General features: G+C 63.3%; 20 protein-coding genes. 10 read left to right on the forward strand and 10 right to left on the reverse strand.

The window, feature by feature from the left end:
* Positions 1 to 167: 167 nt before the first annotated feature.
* Genes B9Z50_RS04175 through B9Z50_RS04185 form a run of 3 tightly spaced genes read right to left on the reverse strand, consistent with a single transcriptional unit; the run spans position 168 to position 1,878 of the window.
* Positions 168 to 917 carry a cytochrome b/b6 domain-containing protein gene (locus tag B9Z50_RS04175; protein WP_108362341.1) on the reverse strand — a complete coding sequence of 250 codons (750 nt, stop codon included), beginning with the start codon at positions 915 to 917 and terminating at the stop codon, positions 168 to 170.
* A gap of 27 nt (positions 918 to 944) precedes the next feature.
* Positions 945 to 1,490 (reverse strand): diheme cytochrome c, encoded by a 546-nt coding sequence (locus B9Z50_RS04180; protein ID WP_370463053.1) that lies wholly within the window; start codon positions 1,488 to 1,490, stop codon positions 945 to 947.
* Between the two features lie 34 nt (positions 1,491 to 1,524).
* Positions 1,525 to 1,878, reverse strand: coding sequence for a DUF1924 domain-containing protein (locus B9Z50_RS04185; protein ID WP_108362583.1), 354 nt, complete (start codon positions 1,876 to 1,878; stop codon positions 1,525 to 1,527).
* 222 nt (positions 1,879 to 2,100) lie between these two features.
* Between B9Z50_RS04185 and B9Z50_RS04190 the strand changes: the two genes are divergently transcribed.
* From B9Z50_RS04190 to B9Z50_RS04200, 3 genes are read left to right on the forward strand one after another with little or no spacing between them, the layout of a single operon-like run.
* Positions 2,101 to 2,454, forward strand: coding sequence for a PepSY domain-containing protein (locus B9Z50_RS04190; protein ID WP_233249744.1), 354 nt, complete (start codon positions 2,101 to 2,103; stop codon positions 2,452 to 2,454).
* A 9-nt stretch (positions 2,455 to 2,463) separates the two neighbouring features.
* Positions 2,464 to 3,132, forward strand: coding sequence for a response regulator transcription factor (locus tag B9Z50_RS04195; RefSeq protein WP_108362343.1), 669 nt, complete (start codon positions 2,464 to 2,466; stop codon positions 3,130 to 3,132).
* A complete protein-coding gene (locus tag B9Z50_RS04200) occupies positions 3,129 to 4,553 on the forward strand; it encodes a sensor histidine kinase (RefSeq protein ID WP_108362344.1) in 1,425 nt (474 codons plus the stop codon). The genes B9Z50_RS04195 and B9Z50_RS04200 overlap by 4 nt, the downstream gene beginning before the upstream one ends.
* 7 nt (positions 4,554 to 4,560) lie before the next feature.
* On the opposite strand, the gene B9Z50_RS04205 is transcribed toward B9Z50_RS04200, so the two are convergent.
* On the reverse strand, positions 4,561 to 5,364 hold the full coding sequence (locus B9Z50_RS04205) for a dioxygenase (protein WP_108362345.1): 804 nt from the start codon (positions 5,362 to 5,364) through the stop codon (positions 4,561 to 4,563).
* 208 nt (positions 5,365 to 5,572) lie between these two features.
* Here B9Z50_RS04205 and B9Z50_RS04210 point away from each other — a divergent pair, with 208 nt between their 5' ends.
* The 3 genes from B9Z50_RS04210 (at position 5,573) to B9Z50_RS04220 (ending at position 8,608) form a co-directional block, all read left to right on the forward strand.
* Positions 5,573 to 7,009: an NAD-dependent succinate-semialdehyde dehydrogenase gene (locus B9Z50_RS04210; RefSeq protein ID WP_108362346.1), complete on the forward strand. Its 1,437-nt coding sequence runs from the start codon at positions 5,573 to 5,575 to the stop codon at positions 7,007 to 7,009.
* 14 nt (positions 7,010 to 7,023) lie between these two features.
* Positions 7,024 to 7,698, forward strand: a complete 675-nt coding sequence (gene pcp, locus B9Z50_RS04215) for a pyroglutamyl-peptidase I (protein WP_108362585.1) — start codon at positions 7,024 to 7,026, stop codon at positions 7,696 to 7,698.
* Positions 7,699 to 8,179: 481 nt separating this feature from the next.
* Entirely contained in the window at positions 8,180 to 8,608 is a 429-nt protein-coding gene (locus tag B9Z50_RS04220; RefSeq protein ID WP_108362347.1) for a cytochrome c, read from the forward strand.
* Here B9Z50_RS04220 and B9Z50_RS04225 read toward each other — a convergent pair.
* Complete coding sequence (locus tag B9Z50_RS04225; protein ID WP_108362348.1) at positions 8,577 to 9,536, reverse strand: oxygenase MpaB family protein; 960 nt, start codon at positions 9,534 to 9,536, stop codon at positions 8,577 to 8,579. The two genes, B9Z50_RS04220 and B9Z50_RS04225, sit on opposite strands and share 32 nt — an antisense overlap.
* Positions 9,537 to 9,725: 189 nt before the next feature.
* On the opposite strand from B9Z50_RS04225, the gene B9Z50_RS04230 reads away from it, so the two are divergent.
* Positions 9,726 to 10,343, forward strand: coding sequence for a hypothetical protein (locus tag B9Z50_RS04230; protein ID WP_108362349.1), 618 nt, complete (start codon positions 9,726 to 9,728; stop codon positions 10,341 to 10,343).
* Between the two features lie 122 nt (positions 10,344 to 10,465).
* On the opposite strand, the gene B9Z50_RS04235 is transcribed toward B9Z50_RS04230, so the two are convergent.
* From B9Z50_RS04235 to B9Z50_RS04245, 3 genes are all read right to left on the reverse strand, one after another.
* Positions 10,466 to 11,071: a lipocalin family protein gene (locus B9Z50_RS04235; RefSeq protein ID WP_233249745.1), complete on the reverse strand. Its 606-nt coding sequence runs from the start codon at positions 11,069 to 11,071 to the stop codon at positions 10,466 to 10,468.
* 90 nt (positions 11,072 to 11,161) lie between these two features.
* Complete coding sequence (locus tag B9Z50_RS04240) at positions 11,162 to 11,956, reverse strand: SDR family oxidoreductase (protein ID WP_108362350.1); 795 nt, start codon at positions 11,954 to 11,956, stop codon at positions 11,162 to 11,164.
* A 55-nt stretch (positions 11,957 to 12,011) separates the two neighbouring features.
* Positions 12,012 to 12,785 carry a FadR/GntR family transcriptional regulator gene (locus tag B9Z50_RS04245; protein ID WP_108362351.1) on the reverse strand — a complete coding sequence of 258 codons (774 nt, stop codon included), beginning with the start codon at positions 12,783 to 12,785 and terminating at the stop codon, positions 12,012 to 12,014.
* 252 nt (positions 12,786 to 13,037) lie between these two features.
* Here B9Z50_RS04245 and B9Z50_RS04250 point away from each other — a divergent pair, with 252 nt between their 5' ends.
* From B9Z50_RS04250 to B9Z50_RS04260, 3 genes are read left to right on the forward strand one after another with little or no spacing between them, the layout of a single operon-like run.
* On the forward strand, positions 13,038 to 14,705 hold the full coding sequence (locus B9Z50_RS04250; RefSeq protein WP_108362352.1) for an FAD-dependent oxidoreductase: 1,668 nt from the start codon (positions 13,038 to 13,040) through the stop codon (positions 14,703 to 14,705).
* Between the two features lie 18 nt (positions 14,706 to 14,723).
* A complete protein-coding gene (locus B9Z50_RS04255; RefSeq protein WP_108362353.1) occupies positions 14,724 to 14,966 on the forward strand; it encodes a DUF2783 domain-containing protein in 243 nt (80 codons plus the stop codon).
* 19 nt (positions 14,967 to 14,985) lie between these two features.
* On the forward strand, positions 14,986 to 15,522 hold the full coding sequence (locus B9Z50_RS04260) for a VOC family protein (protein ID WP_108362354.1): 537 nt from the start codon (positions 14,986 to 14,988) through the stop codon (positions 15,520 to 15,522).
* A 56-nt stretch (positions 15,523 to 15,578) separates the two neighbouring features.
* On the opposite strand, the gene B9Z50_RS04265 is transcribed toward B9Z50_RS04260, so the two are convergent.
* Together B9Z50_RS04265 and B9Z50_RS04270 are read right to left on the reverse strand one after the other, a co-directional pair.
* Positions 15,579 to 15,827, reverse strand: a complete 249-nt coding sequence (locus B9Z50_RS04265; protein WP_158270629.1) for a hypothetical protein — start codon at positions 15,825 to 15,827, stop codon at positions 15,579 to 15,581.
* Between the two features lie 238 nt (positions 15,828 to 16,065).
* Positions 16,066 to 17,265: a Bcr/CflA family efflux MFS transporter gene (locus B9Z50_RS04270; protein ID WP_108362356.1), complete on the reverse strand. Its 1,200-nt coding sequence runs from the start codon at positions 17,263 to 17,265 to the stop codon at positions 16,066 to 16,068.

A 17,265-nucleotide genomic window follows, 5' to 3' on the forward strand; every position in this document is an offset into this window, starting at 1 on the left:
TCCATGGTCGATGCTGTGGCCAGATGCATGTGCCCCTCTGTGCTAAACCCACGAACACCATGGGGGGTGGCTGAGGCTTCATGCTAGGCCGGCCTGCGCCGTCGCGCCATCTATCGAACGGTCTGTTTTGGGATGGCTGATGCCGAGATCTCGGTGTGACTGTGCGCTCAACCACTCACCATGGCCCAACGGTTGACCGCTTCCCACACCCAATAAGCCAGCACACTGGCCAACACCAGCGCTGCCAGCCAGCGGCGCTCGTTTTGTATCAAATCGGGACCCGGACCGGGTATGCGGCCCGTCAGCATCGGCAGGGCCTGGTTTTTGCGCCGCGTGAAACTCAACCAGGCCAGCAAGGCCAAGTGCACCAGCACCCCTGTCAGGTAGGCATCACCCCAAAATTCATGCAAGTCTTCAAAGACATCGCCGCCCAGCACATCCCCCCACTCATGGAAGGTGGCGTAGCCGGTCAAGGTCAAGGGGATAACAGCCAACAACAAACCCACCAAGGCCAGCCCCATGAGCAGGCCTTGCCCTTGCCGCCAAGGCACGGGCGAGCCCACACGCAAGCTGCTGACCACGGTCTTTAGCCAAGCACGCGTGCCGCTGACTTTGCGCCACAGTGCCGACAGCTGGGCAGGTCGGGGGCCGACCAAGCCGTAAACCCCACGCCAGACCAGCAAGCCCGCCAGGGTGTAGCCCAACACCACATGCACCAACCGCCAGTGCTCGCTGTCGGCGCTGATGTAGGCCCCGACAAAGCTCAAGGCAAACAGCCAATGGAACATGCGCATGGGCGCATCGGTCACGAGGCGGCCGGGGCCCTGGGGGGCCACCGGCTTGGCGGGTGGGGCGGGCGTGACGATTGGACCGCTGGCTGCGCTCGGTTTTGGATGGGGGGACGTCAAGGTGTTCATGGTGTGCTTTCTGGGTGCCGAGGTGTTTCAGTCGTTCCAAGCGCGGCTTTGGCGGGCGCTCAGGCCTGTGGGCCGTTTCAGGTGGTCGTCGTCAAACAGGCCTTGTTCGGTGCCGGTGTGGCAAGCGGCGCAGTTGGCGGCCGACTTGACGCTGGGCAGCTGCCAGACTGCGGGCTCGATCTTGCGATGCTTGCGCTCGAACCAGACCGACTTCGTCAGGCGGTCTTGTGGCGGCTCTTCGGCCACGCGTTTGTAGGTGCCCGCATGGGTTTGCAGCCACTGGCCAATCTCGGCCACAGTTTTTGCATCGAGCGAGGCATCACTGCCGTAATGCTGGTCCAGCCCTTTCATGACGCGTTGCCACGACTTGGCTGGCAGCATGCCGGGCGGGTAAGCCGTGTGGCAAGCCGCACACTCGGCGGTGTAAGACGGCAAAACTTTCGCTGGCATGCGGGTGCCGTCGGCGTTGGCATTGGCGCCGGACAGGCCTAGGCCAAGACCAAGGATGCAGGCCGTAGCCTGCCAAAGCGAGCGGCGCATGGTCCGATGTGTGGCTTGAAGAAGGAGGGTCATGGGTGGCGCTTTCATCATGGATGCTTCGAATGCTTCAGGGCTTGAGCTGGATCAGGTAAGCCAGCACATCGGCTTTTTCCTGTGCGCTGCATTCACGGCTGAACACATCCTTGCAGTTGCGCTTGAACCATTTGTCGACCTTGGCGGTGTCGGTGAAGGCTTTGACGTTGAAGGCAGGGGCCAAAGGCGCGATGGCTTTGCCCGTGCTCGCATGCTTGCCCTGGGCGGTGGGTGGCGTGCCGTGGCAGGAGGCACACGACCATTCGCCACCTTGGCGTTGGTTGAAAAGGGCCTGGCCTCGCTCGGCCTTGGCCGGGGCACCGGCCTGGGCGGTCCAGTGGTTCAGCTGCTGCGCCGGGCTGGTGTCTGCAGCGTGGGCGGTGTGCATGACCAAGGCTTGCAGGGTGCACAGGCCCACCAAAGCCCAATGGCGGCGGGTGGCAAAAGTGCCGAAAGTGTTGGGGGTTAGCCGTTTCATGGCGTTCTCCGTTCAAGGCTTCAAGGGGTGTATGTGAAGGGGGGTGTGGCTCGATTGTGTGAAGCCCTGCTTGAACCTTGGCTGAAGCGTTTGTTCATCGGCCGTTCAGCTTTCGTACAGGACAATCAAGGGGTGAAAAACACCCGCACCACCCATAACCCCATGCTCAAATGGCGCTGGGCCGCTTGTGCCATGCTGACCACGCTGGCGGTGTGCGCTGCGATTTGGAGCGGTAACGCGCTGGCCAGTGACAAGGGCGACCATGAACGCGCCTGGCAGGCGGTGCAGTCGGGCCAGGTCTTGCCGCTGCCCAGGGTGCTGGCGCTGGTCGAAAAGGCCCATCCCGGCCAGGTGCTGGAGGTGGAGCTGGAAAACCACAAACAGCAATGGCAATACGAGATCAAACTGCTGCAGCCCGATGGCCGCTTGATGAAGCTCCAGGTCGACGCCCGCACGGGCGAGGTCTTGAAACGCAAACCCCGTTAAAAAAGTCCCATGCGCATCTTGCTGGTTGAAGACGAACCCACTTTGCGTGCGCAGTTGCACGCAGGCCTGGCCGAGGCCGGGCATGTGGTGGAACAGGCCGACAACGGGCGCGATGCCCACTGCATGGGCGAGAGCGAAGACTTCGATGCCGTGGTGCTGGACCTGGGCCTGCCCCTGATGGATGGCCTGACGGTGCTGCAGCGCTGGCGCGAGCAGGGCCGCCGCATGCCGGTGCTGATCCTGACGGCACGTGACAACTGGCACGACAAAGTGGCAGGCATCGACGCCGGGGCAGATGATTACCTGACCAAGCCTTTTCACATGGAAGAGCTGCTGGCCCGCTTGCGTGCCTTGAACCGGCGGGCCAACGGCGTGGCCTCTGCGGTGCTGCGGCTGGGCGATGTGGCGTTGGACACACGCAGCGGGCGCGTGACGGTGCAGGGACAAACCGTTCCCCTGACCAGCCACGAATACAAAGTGCTGGACTATTTGATGCACCGCCAGGATGCGGTGGTGTCGCGCAGCGATTTGATCGCGCACATTTATGCGCAAGACTTTGAGCGCGACTCCAACACCATCGAGGTGTTTGTGGGCCGTCTGCGCAAAAAACTGCCCACGTTGACGATCGAGGCCGTGCGCGGTTTGGGTTATCGGCTGCTCAAGGACAAGGTCCGATGAAGCACGGCGTCAAAGGCCTGATGGGCTCGCTGCGCTTTCGGCTGTTGGCCGCGACCGTGCTGGGAGTGTCGCTGGCCATGGTCTTAGCGGGCGTGGTGCTCAATGGCTTGTTCCATGAGCATGTGATGCGCCAGTTTGAAAAAGGTCTGGCCCAGCAGCTCGACCAAGTCACCGCCCGTTTGTCGGCCGATGCGCAAGGCCAGCCCCTGATCGATGCGCAGTCCTTGTCAGACCCGCGCTGGCATCGGCCTTACTCGGGTTTGTATTGGCAGCTGGACGATGTGACGCCTGCAACGCCGCGCCCGGGCGTTTTGCGCTCTCGCTCTTTATGGGACACGCAGCTGGCCTTGCCCGCCGATGTGCTGCGCGATGGCGAAATCCACGCGCACGAGTTGCCCGGCCCCGGCGACAGCCGCTTGCGCGTGCTGGAGCGCACGGTGCGGCCGGACGAGCGTGTGCGCTGGCGCTTGAGTGTGGCAGCTGATTTGAAAGACACGCACGAGGCGGTGGCGGGTTTTCAGCGGGTGCTGGCGACATCGCTCGCAGTGCTGCTTTTGCTCTTGCTGGCGGCGGCCTGGGCGCAAGTGGCTTTGGGCCTGCGGCCTTTGCTGGCTTTGCAGCAGGCCCTGAACACACTGCGCGAAGGACGCACGCCCCGCCTGACAGGCGACTTCCCGAGCGAGGTTCAGCCCTTGGTGGACAACTTCAACAGCGTGCTGGACCGCAACGACGAGGTGGTAGGCCGTGCACGCACACAGGCAGGCAACCTGGCCCACGCCCTGAAAACCCCGCTCACCGTGCTGGACCAGGCCTCGCGCCAAACCGACACGGCTGGTTTAGCCCCGCTGGTGCAAGAGCAGGTGCAACTGGCCCGGCGCCACGTCGACTGGCACCTGGCCCGCTCGCGCATGGCCGCCTCCAGCGGCCTGCCTGGCCAGCGGGTGCCGGTGGTGCCCACGCTGCAAGGTCTTGTTCGGGTGATGCAGCGTGTGCACGCCGAGCGCCAGCTGACCATCACGCTGGAGGAGCCAGATGAGCACGTGCAGTTTGCTGGTGAGGCCCAAGACCTGCAGGAAATGCTGGGCAACGTGCTGGACAACGCTTGCCAATGGGCGCACAGCGCGGTGCGCATCCGGGTACAGCCCGTGCCCGGCACCACGTCACGGGGCGCGCCGGGCAAATGCCGGGTGGACATCGAAGACGACGGCCCAGGCATGCCCGCCGAGCAGATGCCCCGTGTGCTGCAGCGAGGCGTGCGCCTGGACGAATCGGTGCCCGGCAGCGGCCTGGGGCTGGCGATCGTGCAGGAGCTGGTGACGTTGTACGGGGGTGCGCTGCAATTGCAAACCCCGGCGCAGGATCGGGGTTTGCGTGTTTCCTTGATCTTGCCTGCGGCACTGACCAAACCGACGAGTGACTGAAGCCTGATCAGTAAAAGGCGTAGCCATCCATCGCGATGACCTGGTCGCTGATGCCCCGGAAAAACGCCTCCGGTTGTGCATCACTTCCCGCTGCGCCCAAAGCGGTGAACAGGGGCAGCAAGTGTTCGTCGCTGGGGTGGGCCTGCTGTCCGGTCGTTTGCTGGCGGTAAGCCAGCAAGCCGTGCACATCGCGGGCCACCATGTGGGTGTGAACCCAGTCAGCGAAGACCTGCACATAGGTTGGTGTCGTGCCACCATTCATGCGCAAGCCCATCAGGTCGCGCAGGTTGTGCGTGATGTTGCCCGACGCCAACACCAAGATGCCTTGCTGCGCCAAACCGGCCAGTGCCTGGCCCACACGGTAAGCGTGCTCCGAGCCCAAGTGGCTTTGCACCGACAGGGGCACCACTGGCACATCGGCAGCGGGGAACATCTGTCGCAGCGGAATCCAGGCGCCGTGGTCCAGACCGCGCTGGACGCTTTTCGCCACCGGCAGGCCCGCCGCTTGCAGGGCAGCCACCACCTGCGCGGCCACTTCGGGGCAGCCGGTGGCGGGGTAGTGCATCTCGTACAGGCGCGGGTCAAAGCCGCCAAAGTCATGAATGGTTTCAGGCCGAGCGGCAAAACCCACGGTGGGCACCGCCGTGTCCCAGTGCGGGCTGACCACCACGATGGCGCGGGGCCTGGCCAGTTGTGCCGCGATCTGCGTCATGGCCGCGCCCGCTGCGCCGGGGTGCAGGGCGAACATGGGTGAGCCATGGGGCACGAACAGAACGGCGCGGGCATTCGACTGGGTGTTTGCATAAGACATGGCGTGGCATTGTGCTGGACTTTGGGTCCAAACAGCTTGCATGTGCAGGTCGACTACTTGTCGGACTTCATGACCGAGGCTGGATCGGCGCAGCCGCTGTCACGGTGTTGACGGCATCCCCGGCGTTTCAAGCCACAATCAGCTCATTGGTTTTCCCCATCCTTTTCTCCCCCACTTTGAACGCCTGTTTTTTCAACTGGATACCGACATGACCTACCCCAATACCCAACTCTTCATCAACGGCCAATGGTGCGATGCCGAAGGCGGCCGCACCCTGCCGGTGTTCAACCCTGCCACCGGCACCGAAATCGGCCGCTTGGCGCACGCGGGCATTCCTGACCTGGAGCGTGCCGCGCAAGCCGCGCACAAGGGCTTTGAAATCTGGCGCGACACACCCGCCAACGAGCGCAGCGCCATCATGCGCAAAGCCGCTGCCCTGATGCGTGAACGCACCCCGCAAATTGCCGAGCTGCTCACACAAGAGCAAGGCAAACCCTTGGCCGAAGCCAAGGTCGAAGCCATGTCGGCCGCCGACATCATCGAGTGGTTTGCAGAAGAAGGCCGCCGTGTCTATGGCCGCATCGTGCCGCCGCGCAACATCCACGTGCAGCAGCAAGTGCTCAAGCAGCCGGTGGGGCCTGTGGCCGCCTTCACGCCTTGGAACTTCCCGATCAACCAGGCCGTGCGCAAGATGTCCGCTGCCTTGGCCACGGGCTGCTCCATCATCGTGAAGGCCCCGGAAGAAACGCCTGCTGCGCCCGCTGAGTTGATCCGCGCCTTTCACGATGCGGGCGTGCCTGCGGGCGTGATCGGTCTGGTCTACGGCACGCCCGCCGAGATCTCGAACTACCTGATCGCGCACCCGCTGATCCGCAAGATCACCTTCACTGGCTCCACCCCCGTGGGCAAGCAACTGGCCGCCTTGGCGGGCCAGCACATGAAGCGCGTGACCATGGAGCTGGGCGGCCACGCCCCGGTCATCCTGGCCGAAGACGCCGACATCGCCTTGGCCCTGAAGACGGCCGGTGCGGCCAAGTTCCGCAACGCGGGCCAGGTCTGCATCTCGCCCACCCGCTTTTTGGTGCACCACAGCATTGCCGACGCCTTTGCCGAACAATTTGCCGCGCAAGCGCAGGCTCTGCAGGTGGGCGATGGCCTGGCCGCAGGCACACAAATGGGCCCCTTGGCCAACGATCGCCGCTTGGCCGCCATGCAGTCCATCGTGCAAGACGCCCGCGCCAAGGGTGCCAAGGTGCTCACCGGTGGTGAGCGCATTGGCACACAAGGCAACTTCTTTGCGCCCACGGTGCTGTCGCATGTGCCGCTGGACGCCGATGTGGTGGTCAACGAGCCCTTTGGCCCCATCGCCGCGGTCCGCAGCTTCGAGAAGATCGAAGACGCGATTGCCGAAGCCAACCGCCTGCCTTTTGGCTTGGCTGGTTACGCTTTCACCAATTCCATGAAAACCATGCACCAACTCAGCCAGCGTCTGGACGTGGGCATGCTCTGGGTCAACCAGCCTGCCGCGCCCTGGCCTGAGCTGCCTTTTGGCGGCATGAAGGATTCGGGTTACGGCTCCGAAGGCGGCCCTGAGGCGCTGGAGGCTTACCTGAACAGCAAGACGGTGTCGATCTTCAACGCCTGAGCACCATGGCGGTGATGCGCATCCTGGTCACCGGCTTTGAGCCCTTTGGCGGGCAAAGCCTCAACCCATCTTGGGAGGTGGCGCGTGCTTTGCACGGTCTGCAACTGCAGGGTGCACAGGATGAGCAGGGCGCGCAGGTCACGGCGGTGCAGCTGCCCTGCGTGTTTATCCAAGCCCTGCCCGCCTTGCAGCAAGCCCTGGCACAACACCGCCCAGACATCGTGCTGGCCCTGGGTCAGGCCGAGGGGCGCTGCGATTTTTCGGTCGAGCGTGTGGCCATCAATGTGCAAGACGCCCGCATCCCCGACAACGCGGGAGCGCAACCCATCGATGTGCCGGTGATCGCGGGGGGACCGGCGGCCTACTTCAGCACTTTGCCCATCAAGACGCTGGTGGCGGGCTTGAAGGCGGCGGGTTTCCCGGCTTCGGTCTCGCAAACGGCAGGCACCTTTGTCTGCAACCAGGTGTTTTATGCCCTGCAGCACACGCTCGCTGGGTTGGGGGTGCACAGCGGTTTCATGCACTTGCCGCTGCTGCCCGAACAAGCCGCGCAGTGGAAAGGCCCCACCCTGCCCAGCTGGCCGGCCAGTTTTCAAATCGCCGGCGTAGCGCAGGCCCTGACTTTGCTCTTGGCCCAGCGCCAGCAAGGCTCGGCGGATGCGGTCATCGGTGGTGGCACGCTGAACTGAGGTTTACCGGCTGCACGCACGGTCATCGCGGTCAGAGACCGCTCCTACACCCTCACACCGTTTCAAGACTTTGTAGGAGCGGTCTCCGACCGCGATGGATTGAGTGCGCGCTCCATACCCATGACCCATGGGCCGGGCTCTGCGGACTTGGCGGATGCGGCCATCGGTGGCGGCACGCTGAACTGAGGTTTACCGGCTGCACGCACGGTCATCGCGGTCGGAGACCGCTCCTACATCCTCACACCGTTGCAAGACTGTGTAGGAGCGGTCTCCGACCGCGATGGATTGAGGGCGCGCTCCACGCCCATCGCCCACGGAGTGGGCACCTACGAAGGGGCTGTTCATCCAGGGCCCCGCCTGTGCACCCGAACCCATGACAGGCCAAGAGGTCGATGTGTATCTGGGTTTTGGCGTGCCAACGCACAGACCCTGGCTGCGGTTTTCACGATCATGAGGCTCTGTCAAAACAAGAGGAGCCCACATGAACAAACAAAGCATTTGCCGCTGCGTCATCGCCAGCATCCTGAGCGTTACCGCCACCGCTTGGGCACAAACATCCGTGGGTTTGGGCCGCGCCGATTACAAGGACAACTGCGCCAGCTGCCACGGGACATCAGGCAAGGGTGATGGGCCGGTGCATTCGTTTTTGGTCAAGCCACCCTCCGATCTGACACAAATTGCGCAGCGCCACGGGGGCAAGTTTCCACAAGAACTGATGTGGGAGGTGATCGACGGCCGATGGTCGGGCGATGGCGGGCCACATGGCTCGCGCGAAATGCCGGTGTGGGGCCAGGAATTCAAGGCCCGCGCCATGACGATGCCGGGCGACTCGGCCATCACCGCCGAGTGGTCGGCACGCAACCGCATCGTGTCCTTGCTCAAGTACCTGGAGACGATCCAGCAGCCGTGAACGTCGGGTCCATGCGTTGTCTTGCCCTGGCCGCCACACCCGTGTCGGCAAAAGCCCAGGCCAGCGACGCGCCCATGCCTTGCAAGGCCGTGCGCACCGCAGCTTGCTCCAGCGGACAGCTGCGTTCGCGCCCCAGCATCTCCAGCGCCCAATCGGGCAACATCTGAAACGCCGCACGCACAATCAGGCTCACCAAGGGTCGGTCCAAGGGTGCACACGGGTAATGCTCGATCAGTGCAATCGTCTCTCGCGTGCGCTCGTCCACCCGCAGCTCGGGCCGAAAGGCTTGCAGCTGCATGAGGGCTTGGTGGCGTGTTTGGGGCAAATCGGTCGCCCCCAGACGCTCGCCGATTTGCGCCATCTCGGCAAAGTACAGGTTTTGCCTGTCTGTGCGCAGCGGCTGCAGCGACAGGTCTTGGTAGGCCCGCAAAAAGCTGGTGGTCTCGCCCAGGTGCACCCAGCGGATCAGCTGCGGGTCGTTGGCCACATAGGGTGTGCCATCGGGCAGCGTGCCGCGAATGTGCGCATGGATGCGGTTGACTCTCTCAATGGTCTGCAACGCAGCTGCCGTGCCGCCATAGGTGGTGGTGGCCACAAACAAGGCGGTGCGGCCCAGCCGCGCCTGCAGTTGGGTGCGAAAACTGGAGTGATCCCACACGGCGGCCAGCGCCCTCGGGTGCAGGGCCTGCAGCATGAGCGACGACAAACCCCCGGTCATCATGGCCACAAAGTGCGCGTGCACTTGCCAAGCGGCCGAGTCGGGGCCAAACAGACCCGGGTCGCCCGCAGGCTGCAAGAAGTCCCGTGCATCGCCCGTGGCACCGGTCATGGCCCGCACGCGCTGGCCCAGTTGGTCCTTGATCTGCGCTTCGAGCTGCGTTTGCAGCTGGCTGATCAAGGGGGATTGAAAAAACGACGGTCTGGCCATGGCCTGTGGGTTTGGAAAAACCCCAGTGTGGTTCAGCGGGCGCTGCCGTGCACAACAAAGGGCAATGGCCGTGGCCGCATCGCTCCGCGCCGAGTGAATAACCCGGCACTAAACAAGCCCATTGCGTGGCACACGGGTCTGCAGCCCGGGCCATGGCCGAACATGCAGGGCTAAATTTTGGAGACTTCTATGGCCTGGCTGGACTTTTTGAAAAACGGCAACGAACTGAGCGAACTGCTGATTGAGGGCAATAACCCCTACGGCGCTCAGTTGCTCAAGCAAGCCGATGTGGACCAGATGCGCAACCACATCCAGCCCGACGAGCGGGTGCTGGGCTATGTGCTGGGCCGCGTGGTGTTGTCAGGCCGTGGCCTGTGGCTGCTGACCGACCGCCAGCTGCTGGTCTCAGAAAACGACACGGGCACTTTGGTGCACCACTTCGCCCTGAAAGACATCACCCAGGCCGAGTGCGTCAAAGGCAAATACGGTTACACCCTACGTGTGACGGCCGCTGGCCAGCAGCGCAGCGTGTACGGCGCGTCAAGCCACCTGGCTGCGGTGTTTTACCGCGCGCTGGGCCAAAAAGTCTCTTGCAGCCCTGTGTACAAACCCACCGCCTTGGACGCTGACGACGTGGCCGAAGTGGTGCACCACTTCTCGGACGCCGCGCTGCGCCTGCAACCCGTGGCCATGGTGAACGCCGACGCCCGCGCCCTGATCGCCCAATTGGCGCAAGACGCTGCGGGCCAAGGCTGGCTGCACGCGAGCGAAGCGCAGCAAGTGCGCGAGACCGAAGCCGCGCACTGAACAGCCAGACAGATTGGCTGTTGTGGGAGCCCACCCCGTGGGCGATGGGCGTGGCACACGCTTTGCAAGCCATCGCTCACAGGGGTGGGCTCCTACGAAAAACAATACCCAGCGGGACTTGTTCAAGGTTTGCTGGGCTCGATCCGTTGGAGGTCGAAGCCCCGGTCGTGCAGTCTGCCCAGCAATGCCTGGTAGGTGGCTGTCGGCATTTGCGGCGTTCGCGACAAGATCCACAAGTAATCTCGATCAGGCTCACTCACCACCACCCACTGGTAGTCCGGGTCCAGGTCGATGATCCAGTAATCACCCCAGACCATGGGGATGAAGGACAACCACTCAGGGGCAAAGCGCACCTTGAGCCGGGGTGAATTGGGCCCACCGATTTGGCGTGCCGCGCCCAGCGCTTCGCTCCATTCGCCCTTGTCGGTTTTGCAGCGGTTGAGCACCTGCGCCCGACCGTCGGCTTGCAGCGTGTAGGTGGCCTGCGTGCTGCTGGCGCATTTTTTCTGAAACCAGTTGGGGTACTTGGCGATCTCGTGCCAGGTGCCCATGTAACGCGGCACATCGACCGAGGGCACGGTTTGTAAAGGCACGGGCTCGGCTTGCACGGCCGTCGTGGCCACACCAACGATCAAAGCCAAGGCCAGCCATCCTGCAGCCATTTTGTTCGCAGCGAATGGACCGGCCCCTCGGCCAGCTGCGTTCATCGGGAGGGGGTTGGGGTTCATGGGTTTGTCCTGTGTGGTGTGTCTGGACCGTCGCAAAGCGGCGGTGTGGCTGCGGTGAGCTTGCCACAGCGCCCGCTGCAGTTCTGTCTGTTACACCACGATCGGGGTCAATGCGCCGTCCATGCTCATGCAAATGCCGGTGACGTAACTGGCCTTGGACGAGGCCAAAAACAGCACCGCGTTGGCGATTTCTTCGGGCTCGGCCATGCGGCCCAACGGGATTTTGGCGACCGACTGTGCCTTGACCTGTTCGGGGCTGACACCCTGAAGTCGGGCTTCAGCGGCCAGACCCTCATTCAGACGGTCGGTCAGGGTCAAGCCCGGGTTGACCGCGTTCACGCGGATGCCCTGCCCGCCATACGCGGCGGCCATGCCAGCGCTCACCAGCATCAGCGCCGCATTGGCCGCGCCGCCGGGCAGGTGGATGGGACTGGCCACCTTGCCGCCGTTGCCCACCACGTTCACCACCGCGCCCTGACCGCGTGCGGCCATGCGCTGGATGCACGGTGTGAGCATGTGGATGGTGGTGAAGTACTTGGCCTGCATGGCGTCGGCAAAGGCCTCGGGCGTGAGCTCGGAGGCCGGTGTGCGTTTGGCCGCGCCTGCTGAATTGACCAGCACGTCGACGGGGCCGAACGCGGCTTCGGCAGCGTTCAAGGCCACCAGTGCGGCCGATGCGTCGCGCAAATTGGTCGACACCGTGTGGATGCGCTCGGCGGGAAATGTGGCTTGCAACTGGGCGCGTGCAGCATCGAGGTTGGCGCTGTCACGCGAGACCAAGCTCACGCGGGCGCCTTCGGCCAAAAAGCCCCGCGCACAGGCCAGGCCAATCCCTTTGCTGCCGCCAGTGATGAGGATGTGCTTGTCGCTTAGGTGCAGGTCCATGGAGGCCCTTGAATGAACGTGATGAATGGGCTAGATGGTGACGCAGAATGAGCTTTCAGCCCCGCAGCCCATTGACCAGGGGCTGCGCCAGCCGCTCGCCTTCTTGGGTCCAGAACACCGGGTCTGCTTTGCGAATGCGGGCAATGGCGTTACCCATGTGGGCGGCGGCGGCTTGCCTGGCCAAAATGGGATCACCGGCCTGCACGGCCTGCAAGATGGCTTGGTGTTCGCTGCGCACAGCGGCCGCGAAGTCGCCGCGCCGGGCCTCGTTGGCCCGGGTCACCTGCGTGGCCCCGTGCAAAAACTGGCTGAGATAACTCAGCGTCTGGATCAAAAAAGGATTGCGCGTAGCCTCGGCAATGGCGCGGTGAAAGTTCACGTCCTCGGCCACGCCGTCGCCGCCCGACGCCACTGCCTGGTCCAGCGCCTGGACTGCTTGCTCGATGGCCCGCAAGTCGCTGGCACTGCGCCGCTCGGCCGCCAATGCCGCCACCTCGGCCTCCAGGGCGCGACGCACTTCCACCATCTGGACCACGGCCTCTTGCGAAGCGGCGTGCCGTGCCTCGAAGTTCAGGGGCGCAAAAGGCTGCTGCGCGCTCACAAACACCCCGCTGCCTTGGCGCGAATCCACCAGCCCAAGCGATTTGAGGCGCGAGACCGCCTCGCGCACCACGGTGCGGCTGACCTGGAACTGCTCCACCAAGCGCGCCTCGGTGGGCAGTTTGTCGCCCGGTGCCAAACGACCTTGCTTGATTTCGGCGCTCAATTGCTCGGCCACCCGATCAGACAAACGGGCACCGCTGGAAACAGGGGTGAAATGCTGGCTCATGGAGTTGTCATACAAGAAACTAATACAAGCATAACGGGCCGGGCAAGGGGGTGCTGTCAAACAGGTGTCGTTGGGCAGGTCGTTGCGTTGGGCGACCCATCGCTGGTCACGGCGAAGAGCGCAGCGACGTGGCAGTCCATGGCTCGCCTTGAAAGCGCCGAATAAAATTACGTTTAGGTAAATTGATTTATCAATGGTAAATTACAGCCTGAGCACCGGAAGGTGCTTTTTGACCAATTTGGAGCTCGTCACATGGGTGCTTACGTCAACCCGATTTACCCCTACAAATCACCAGCCGACTTGATGGCCACACCGCCGCAGCGCAAACCGCTGATCGTGATTGGCGCAGGCCCGGTGGGCCTGGCCGCAGCGATCGATGCCCGCTTGCAGGGTTTGGAGGTGCTGGTGCTGGACGATGACAAAACCGTCTCGGTCGGCTCGCGGGCGGTGTGCTACGCCAAGCGCTCGCTCGAAATTCTGGACCGCCTGGGCATTGCCAACGAAGCTTGTGGCTTGGGCGTGAGCTGGAACATTGGCCGCACCTTTTTGGAAGAAGACGAGGTCTACCAGTTCAACCTGGTGCCCGACGCGGGCCACAAGCGCCCCGGCATGATCAACCTGCAGCAATACCACGTCGAAGAGATGCTGATTGCACGCGCCCTCGAATTGGGGGCCGACATCCGCTGGCAGCACAAAGTGACGGCCGTCACGCGTCATGACGACCACACCACGCTCACGGTGGAAACGCCCGATGGCACCTTTGACATCGAGGCCGATTGGCTGGTGGTGGCCGACGGCGCACGCAGCCCGATCCGTCGCCACTTGGGATTGGACATCGAAGGCCGCGTGTTCCAGGACCGCTTTTTGATCGCCGACGTGATCATGAAAGCCGACTACCCCGCCGAGCGCTGGTTCTGGTTTGACCCACCCTTTCACCCCAACCAAAGCGTGCTGCTGCACAAACAAAGCAACAACGTCTGGCGCATCGACTTTCAGCTGGGCTGGGACGCCGACCCCGAAGAAGAAAAGAAGCCCGAAAAAGTCATCCCGCGCCTGAAGGCCATGCTGGGCGATGACCGCCCGTTTGAGCTGGAGTGGGTCAGCATCTACACCTTCCAGTGCCGCCGCATGACCGACTTCCGCCATGGCCGTGTGCTGTTTGCGGGCGATGCGGCGCACCAGGTCTCGCCCTTTGGCGCACGCGGGGCCAACTCGGGTTTTCAGGATGCGGACGATTTGATGTGGAAGTTGGGCTTGGTCATCCAGGGCCAAGCCAGCGAAAAATTGCTCGACACCTACGCGCACGACCGCCAGTTTGCCGCCGACGAAAACATCATGAACTCGACGCGCTCAACCGACTTCATCACGCCCAAGAGCCGCACCAGCAAGACCTTCCGCAACCAGGTGCTGGCACTGGCCAAGCACCACCCCTTTGCCCGCAAGCTGGTCAATTCGGGGCGCTTGTCGGTGCCCTCTTTCTTGACCGGATCGGTGCTCAACACGCCCGACACCGACGCGTTTGAAGGGAACATGGTGCCTGGCGCACCGATGGACGATGCACCGGTGCAGGTGGATGGCCAAGACGCCTGGCTGCTTGATCAAGTCGGTCGCGGCTTTGCGGCCTTGCATTTTGTGGATGCTGCGCCCGATGCCCAGACGCTGGCCACGCTGCAGGCCTTGAAGCAAAGCGCGGTGCCGGTGAACAGCCTGATCGTTGCCCGCCAAGCCCTGCAAGTACCCGGCTTCCCAGTTTTGGTGGACGCACAAGGCTGGATGGCCAAGCGCTACGACGCCCAGCCCGGCACCACCTATTTGCTGCGCCCCGACCAGCATGTGCTGGCCCGCAGGCGCAGCCTGGACAGCGCCTGCCTGCAAGCGGCCATGGGCCGTGCCTTGGGGCAAGTGGTTACACAGGCCTGAACGGAAGAGAGAACAGACATGCCCACCGACACCCCCACAGCCCTGAACACCGCGCCGAATTTTCACGAAGCCGGACGCCGTTTTTTTCGCGACTTCTCGCCCGGCGACGAGTTTTATGAAAACCTGATCGATGCGCACAACGGCCTGAGCGACGAACAAAGCGAGGCGCTCAACGCCCGCCTGATTTTGCTGCTGGCCAACCACATTGGCGACTTGCGTGTGCTGCGCGAGGCCCTGCAGGCCGCCCGCCAATCTGACTGAGCCCCCCTTGGAGAACCCCATGAAAATCGACCGCATCCACCACGTCGCCTACCGCTGCAAAGACGCCAAAGCCACCGTCGAGTGGTACGTGAAAAATCTGAACATGGATTTCGTGCTGGCCATCGCCGAAGACCTGGTGCCCTCGACCAAGGCCCCCGACCCATACATGCATGTGTTTCTGGACGCAGGCGGCGGCAACGTGCTGGCCTTCTTTGAACTGCCCAACTCACCCGAGATGGGCCGTGACCCCAACACCCCCGCCTGGGTGCAGCACATCGCCTTCAAGGTCGACAGCCTGCAAGCCCTGGAAGACGCCAAAGCCCGCCTGCAAGCCAATGGCGTGGACGTACTGGGCCCGACCAACCACACCATCTTCAAAAGCATTTACTTTTTTGACCCCAACGGCCACCGGCTGGAGCTGGCCGTAGACGTGGGCACGCCCGAGATGCATGCCAAGCTCGACGCCTGCAAGTGGGACATGCTCAATGAATGGGCCCAAACCAAACGCGCCCCCAAACATGCAGCCTGGATGCACGAGACCGAGATGCAAAGCTAAAGCGCAGCTAGCGCATCGGATGGGCCTGCGTGACCCCCATCCGGTCCCAAGCCCCCTCAGTCGCTGGCTGCAGCCGCCTGACGTTTTCGCTTGGCCAGGATCCGGGCCGAGTTGAGCCCGGTGAGGACCATGATGGGCCACAAGAAAGTGCAGACCAAGGCCCATAACAGGCGACTGCCCAGCGCAGAGCCCCCTTCGGGCTTCTCCACCTTGTGAGGCCCCTCGCTGAAAATGTGCTGGTAAGAATAAGTCGCAAGACCAAACACAGCACCAAACAAGAGAAACAGACAGATGTAGAGGTTCAAGGCCATCTCCTGGTTGAAAGCCATCAGGCTCGGCTGGATGGGCGGTTGGCCCGACCCAATGCCGTGAGTCGCAATCAGTGTAACTTTGAATTGACAAATTGACTGCATATCACCCGTGACACCAAGGTGTTCAGGTGCCCAGCGCTTCATGCGCTTGAAAAGGGCCAAGGGTGCAACACAAACGCTTCAGTGACAAACGCTGCGCCTGTCTGAACTGCGTCCCATGCCTTGCTGTGCTTCAGCGCCTGCGCAGCAACAACTGCGCCACGGCACCCGTCACGGCAAAAGCCAGCATCATCCAGCCCAGATTCACCGCGCCTTCGTGCGGCACCAGCCCCACCAGATAGCCGCCCGTGGCTCCGGTGAGTTGCTGCATGAGGCCTGCCACCGCAGCGGCCGAACCAGCCAGTGCAGGCAGCACGCCCACAGTGCCCGCCAGCGCAGGCGGATTGAGCAAACCGTGACCAAAGCCCAGCAGGAGCAGCGGCAGGGCCACAGCCAAAGCGGTCTTCACCCCACCCAGGCCCAGCGCCAGCATCACCACCAAACCGCCCAGCGTCAGGGCCTGACCCCAAGCCATGACGCGCGATTCGCCCGCTTGCGCAATCAGCCGCGAGGTCATGAAGTTACCGAGAATGTAGGACACGGGCACGGCCATGATGAACCAGCCAATGCCGTCTGGACCGATGCCGTACCCCTTGAGCACGATGGGCGCCCCCGCCAAGAAGGCGTAAAACGTGGCGGTCGTGGCGGCAAGGATGGCCACATAGAGCAAAAATCGCGGCTCGCGCAGCAGACGGGCATAAGCGCTCAACATGGCCCTCAGCCAGTGACCCTCAGCGGGCGCAGGTTTGGCCACACGCGGCAAGCCCAGCCAGGCCGCCACCAAAAGCAACAAAGCCAACACAGCCAACACCTCAAAGTTGGTTTGCCAACCCAAGCGCACATGGATCTGCCCGCCGATCAGCGTGGCCAGCGGCGGACACATGCCCATTGCCATGCCGATGTAGGCCATGACGCGGGTGCGTTGTGGTCCGGCAAACAGGTCTTGCACCATGGAGCGGCCCACCACCATGCTGGCGGCACTGCCTGCGCCTTGCAGCACACGGGCGGCGGTCAGTTGGGTGATGTCGGTGGCCAGCGCGGCCATGACCGAGGCCAGCCCCGCCACCACCAGGCCCAGCATCAAGATGGGTTTGCGCCCGTGCCGATCGGACAGCGGGCCATACACCAGTTGCAAGGCACCGTAGGCCACCACATAACCGCTGAAGGTCAGCTGCACATCGGCTTGGTGGGTGTTAAAAATGGCGCCCCACTCCTGCATGGACGGCAGGCACAAGGTCATGGCCAAGAGGCCAAACGAGATTTGCGCCAGCACGTTGGCGATCAGCCAAGGGCTGTGGCCAACCGGGGCCTCGGAGCCTGGCGCAGTGGCCAT

Origin of the sequence: Limnohabitans sp. Bal53 (genome assembly GCF_003063355.1) — a bacterium.
GTDB lineage: Bacteria > Pseudomonadota > Gammaproteobacteria > Burkholderiales > Burkholderiaceae_C > Limnohabitans_A.

Bases quoted from the DNA above. Each gene is read 5' to 3' on its own strand.
- pcp (WP_108362585.1), top strand. From the start codon at position 7,024: ATGCGCATCCTGGTCACCGGCTTTGAGCCCTTTGGCGGGCAAAGCCTC.
- B9Z50_RS04255 (WP_108362353.1), top strand. From the start codon at position 14,724: ATGCCCACCGACACCCCCACAGCCCTGAACACCGCGCCGAATTTTCAC.
- B9Z50_RS04210 (WP_108362346.1), top strand. From the start codon at position 5,573: ATGACCTACCCCAATACCCAACTCTTCATCAACGGCCAATGGTGCGAT.
- B9Z50_RS04240 (WP_108362350.1), bottom strand. From the start codon at position 11,956: ATGGACCTGCACCTAAGCGACAAGCACATCCTCATCACTGGCGGCAGC.
- B9Z50_RS04205 (WP_108362345.1), bottom strand. From the start codon at position 5,364: ATGTCTTATGCAAACACCCAGTCGAATGCCCGCGCCGTTCTGTTCGTG.
- B9Z50_RS04220 (WP_108362347.1), top strand. From the start codon at position 8,180: ATGAACAAACAAAGCATTTGCCGCTGCGTCATCGCCAGCATCCTGAGC.
- B9Z50_RS04175 (WP_108362341.1), bottom strand. From the start codon at position 917: ATGAACACCTTGACGTCCCCCCATCCAAAACCGAGCGCAGCCAGCGGT.
- B9Z50_RS04225 (WP_108362348.1), bottom strand. From the start codon at position 9,536: ATGGCCAGACCGTCGTTTTTTCAATCCCCCTTGATCAGCCAGCTGCAA.
- B9Z50_RS04260 (WP_108362354.1), top strand. From the start codon at position 14,986: ATGAAAATCGACCGCATCCACCACGTCGCCTACCGCTGCAAAGACGCC.
- B9Z50_RS04270 (WP_108362356.1), bottom strand. From the start codon at position 17,265: ATGGCCACTGCGCCAGGCTCCGAGGCCCCGGTTGGCCACAGCCCTTGG.
- B9Z50_RS04235 (WP_233249745.1), bottom strand. From the start codon at position 11,071: ATGAACCCCAACCCCCTCCCGATGAACGCAGCTGGCCGAGGGGCCGGT.
- B9Z50_RS04245 (WP_108362351.1), bottom strand. From the start codon at position 12,785: ATGAGCCAGCATTTCACCCCTGTTTCCAGCGGTGCCCGTTTGTCTGAT.
- B9Z50_RS04250 (WP_108362352.1), top strand. From the start codon at position 13,038: ATGGGTGCTTACGTCAACCCGATTTACCCCTACAAATCACCAGCCGAC.
- B9Z50_RS04200 (WP_108362344.1), top strand. From the start codon at position 3,129: ATGAAGCACGGCGTCAAAGGCCTGATGGGCTCGCTGCGCTTTCGGCTG.
- B9Z50_RS04185 (WP_108362583.1), bottom strand. From the start codon at position 1,878: ATGCACACCGCCCACGCTGCAGACACCAGCCCGGCGCAGCAGCTGAAC.
- B9Z50_RS04230 (WP_108362349.1), top strand. From the start codon at position 9,726: ATGGCCTGGCTGGACTTTTTGAAAAACGGCAACGAACTGAGCGAACTG.
- B9Z50_RS04180 (WP_370463053.1), bottom strand. From the start codon at position 1,490: ATGACCCTCCTTCTTCAAGCCACACATCGGACCATGCGCCGCTCGCTT.
- B9Z50_RS04195 (WP_108362343.1), top strand. From the start codon at position 2,464: ATGCGCATCTTGCTGGTTGAAGACGAACCCACTTTGCGTGCGCAGTTG.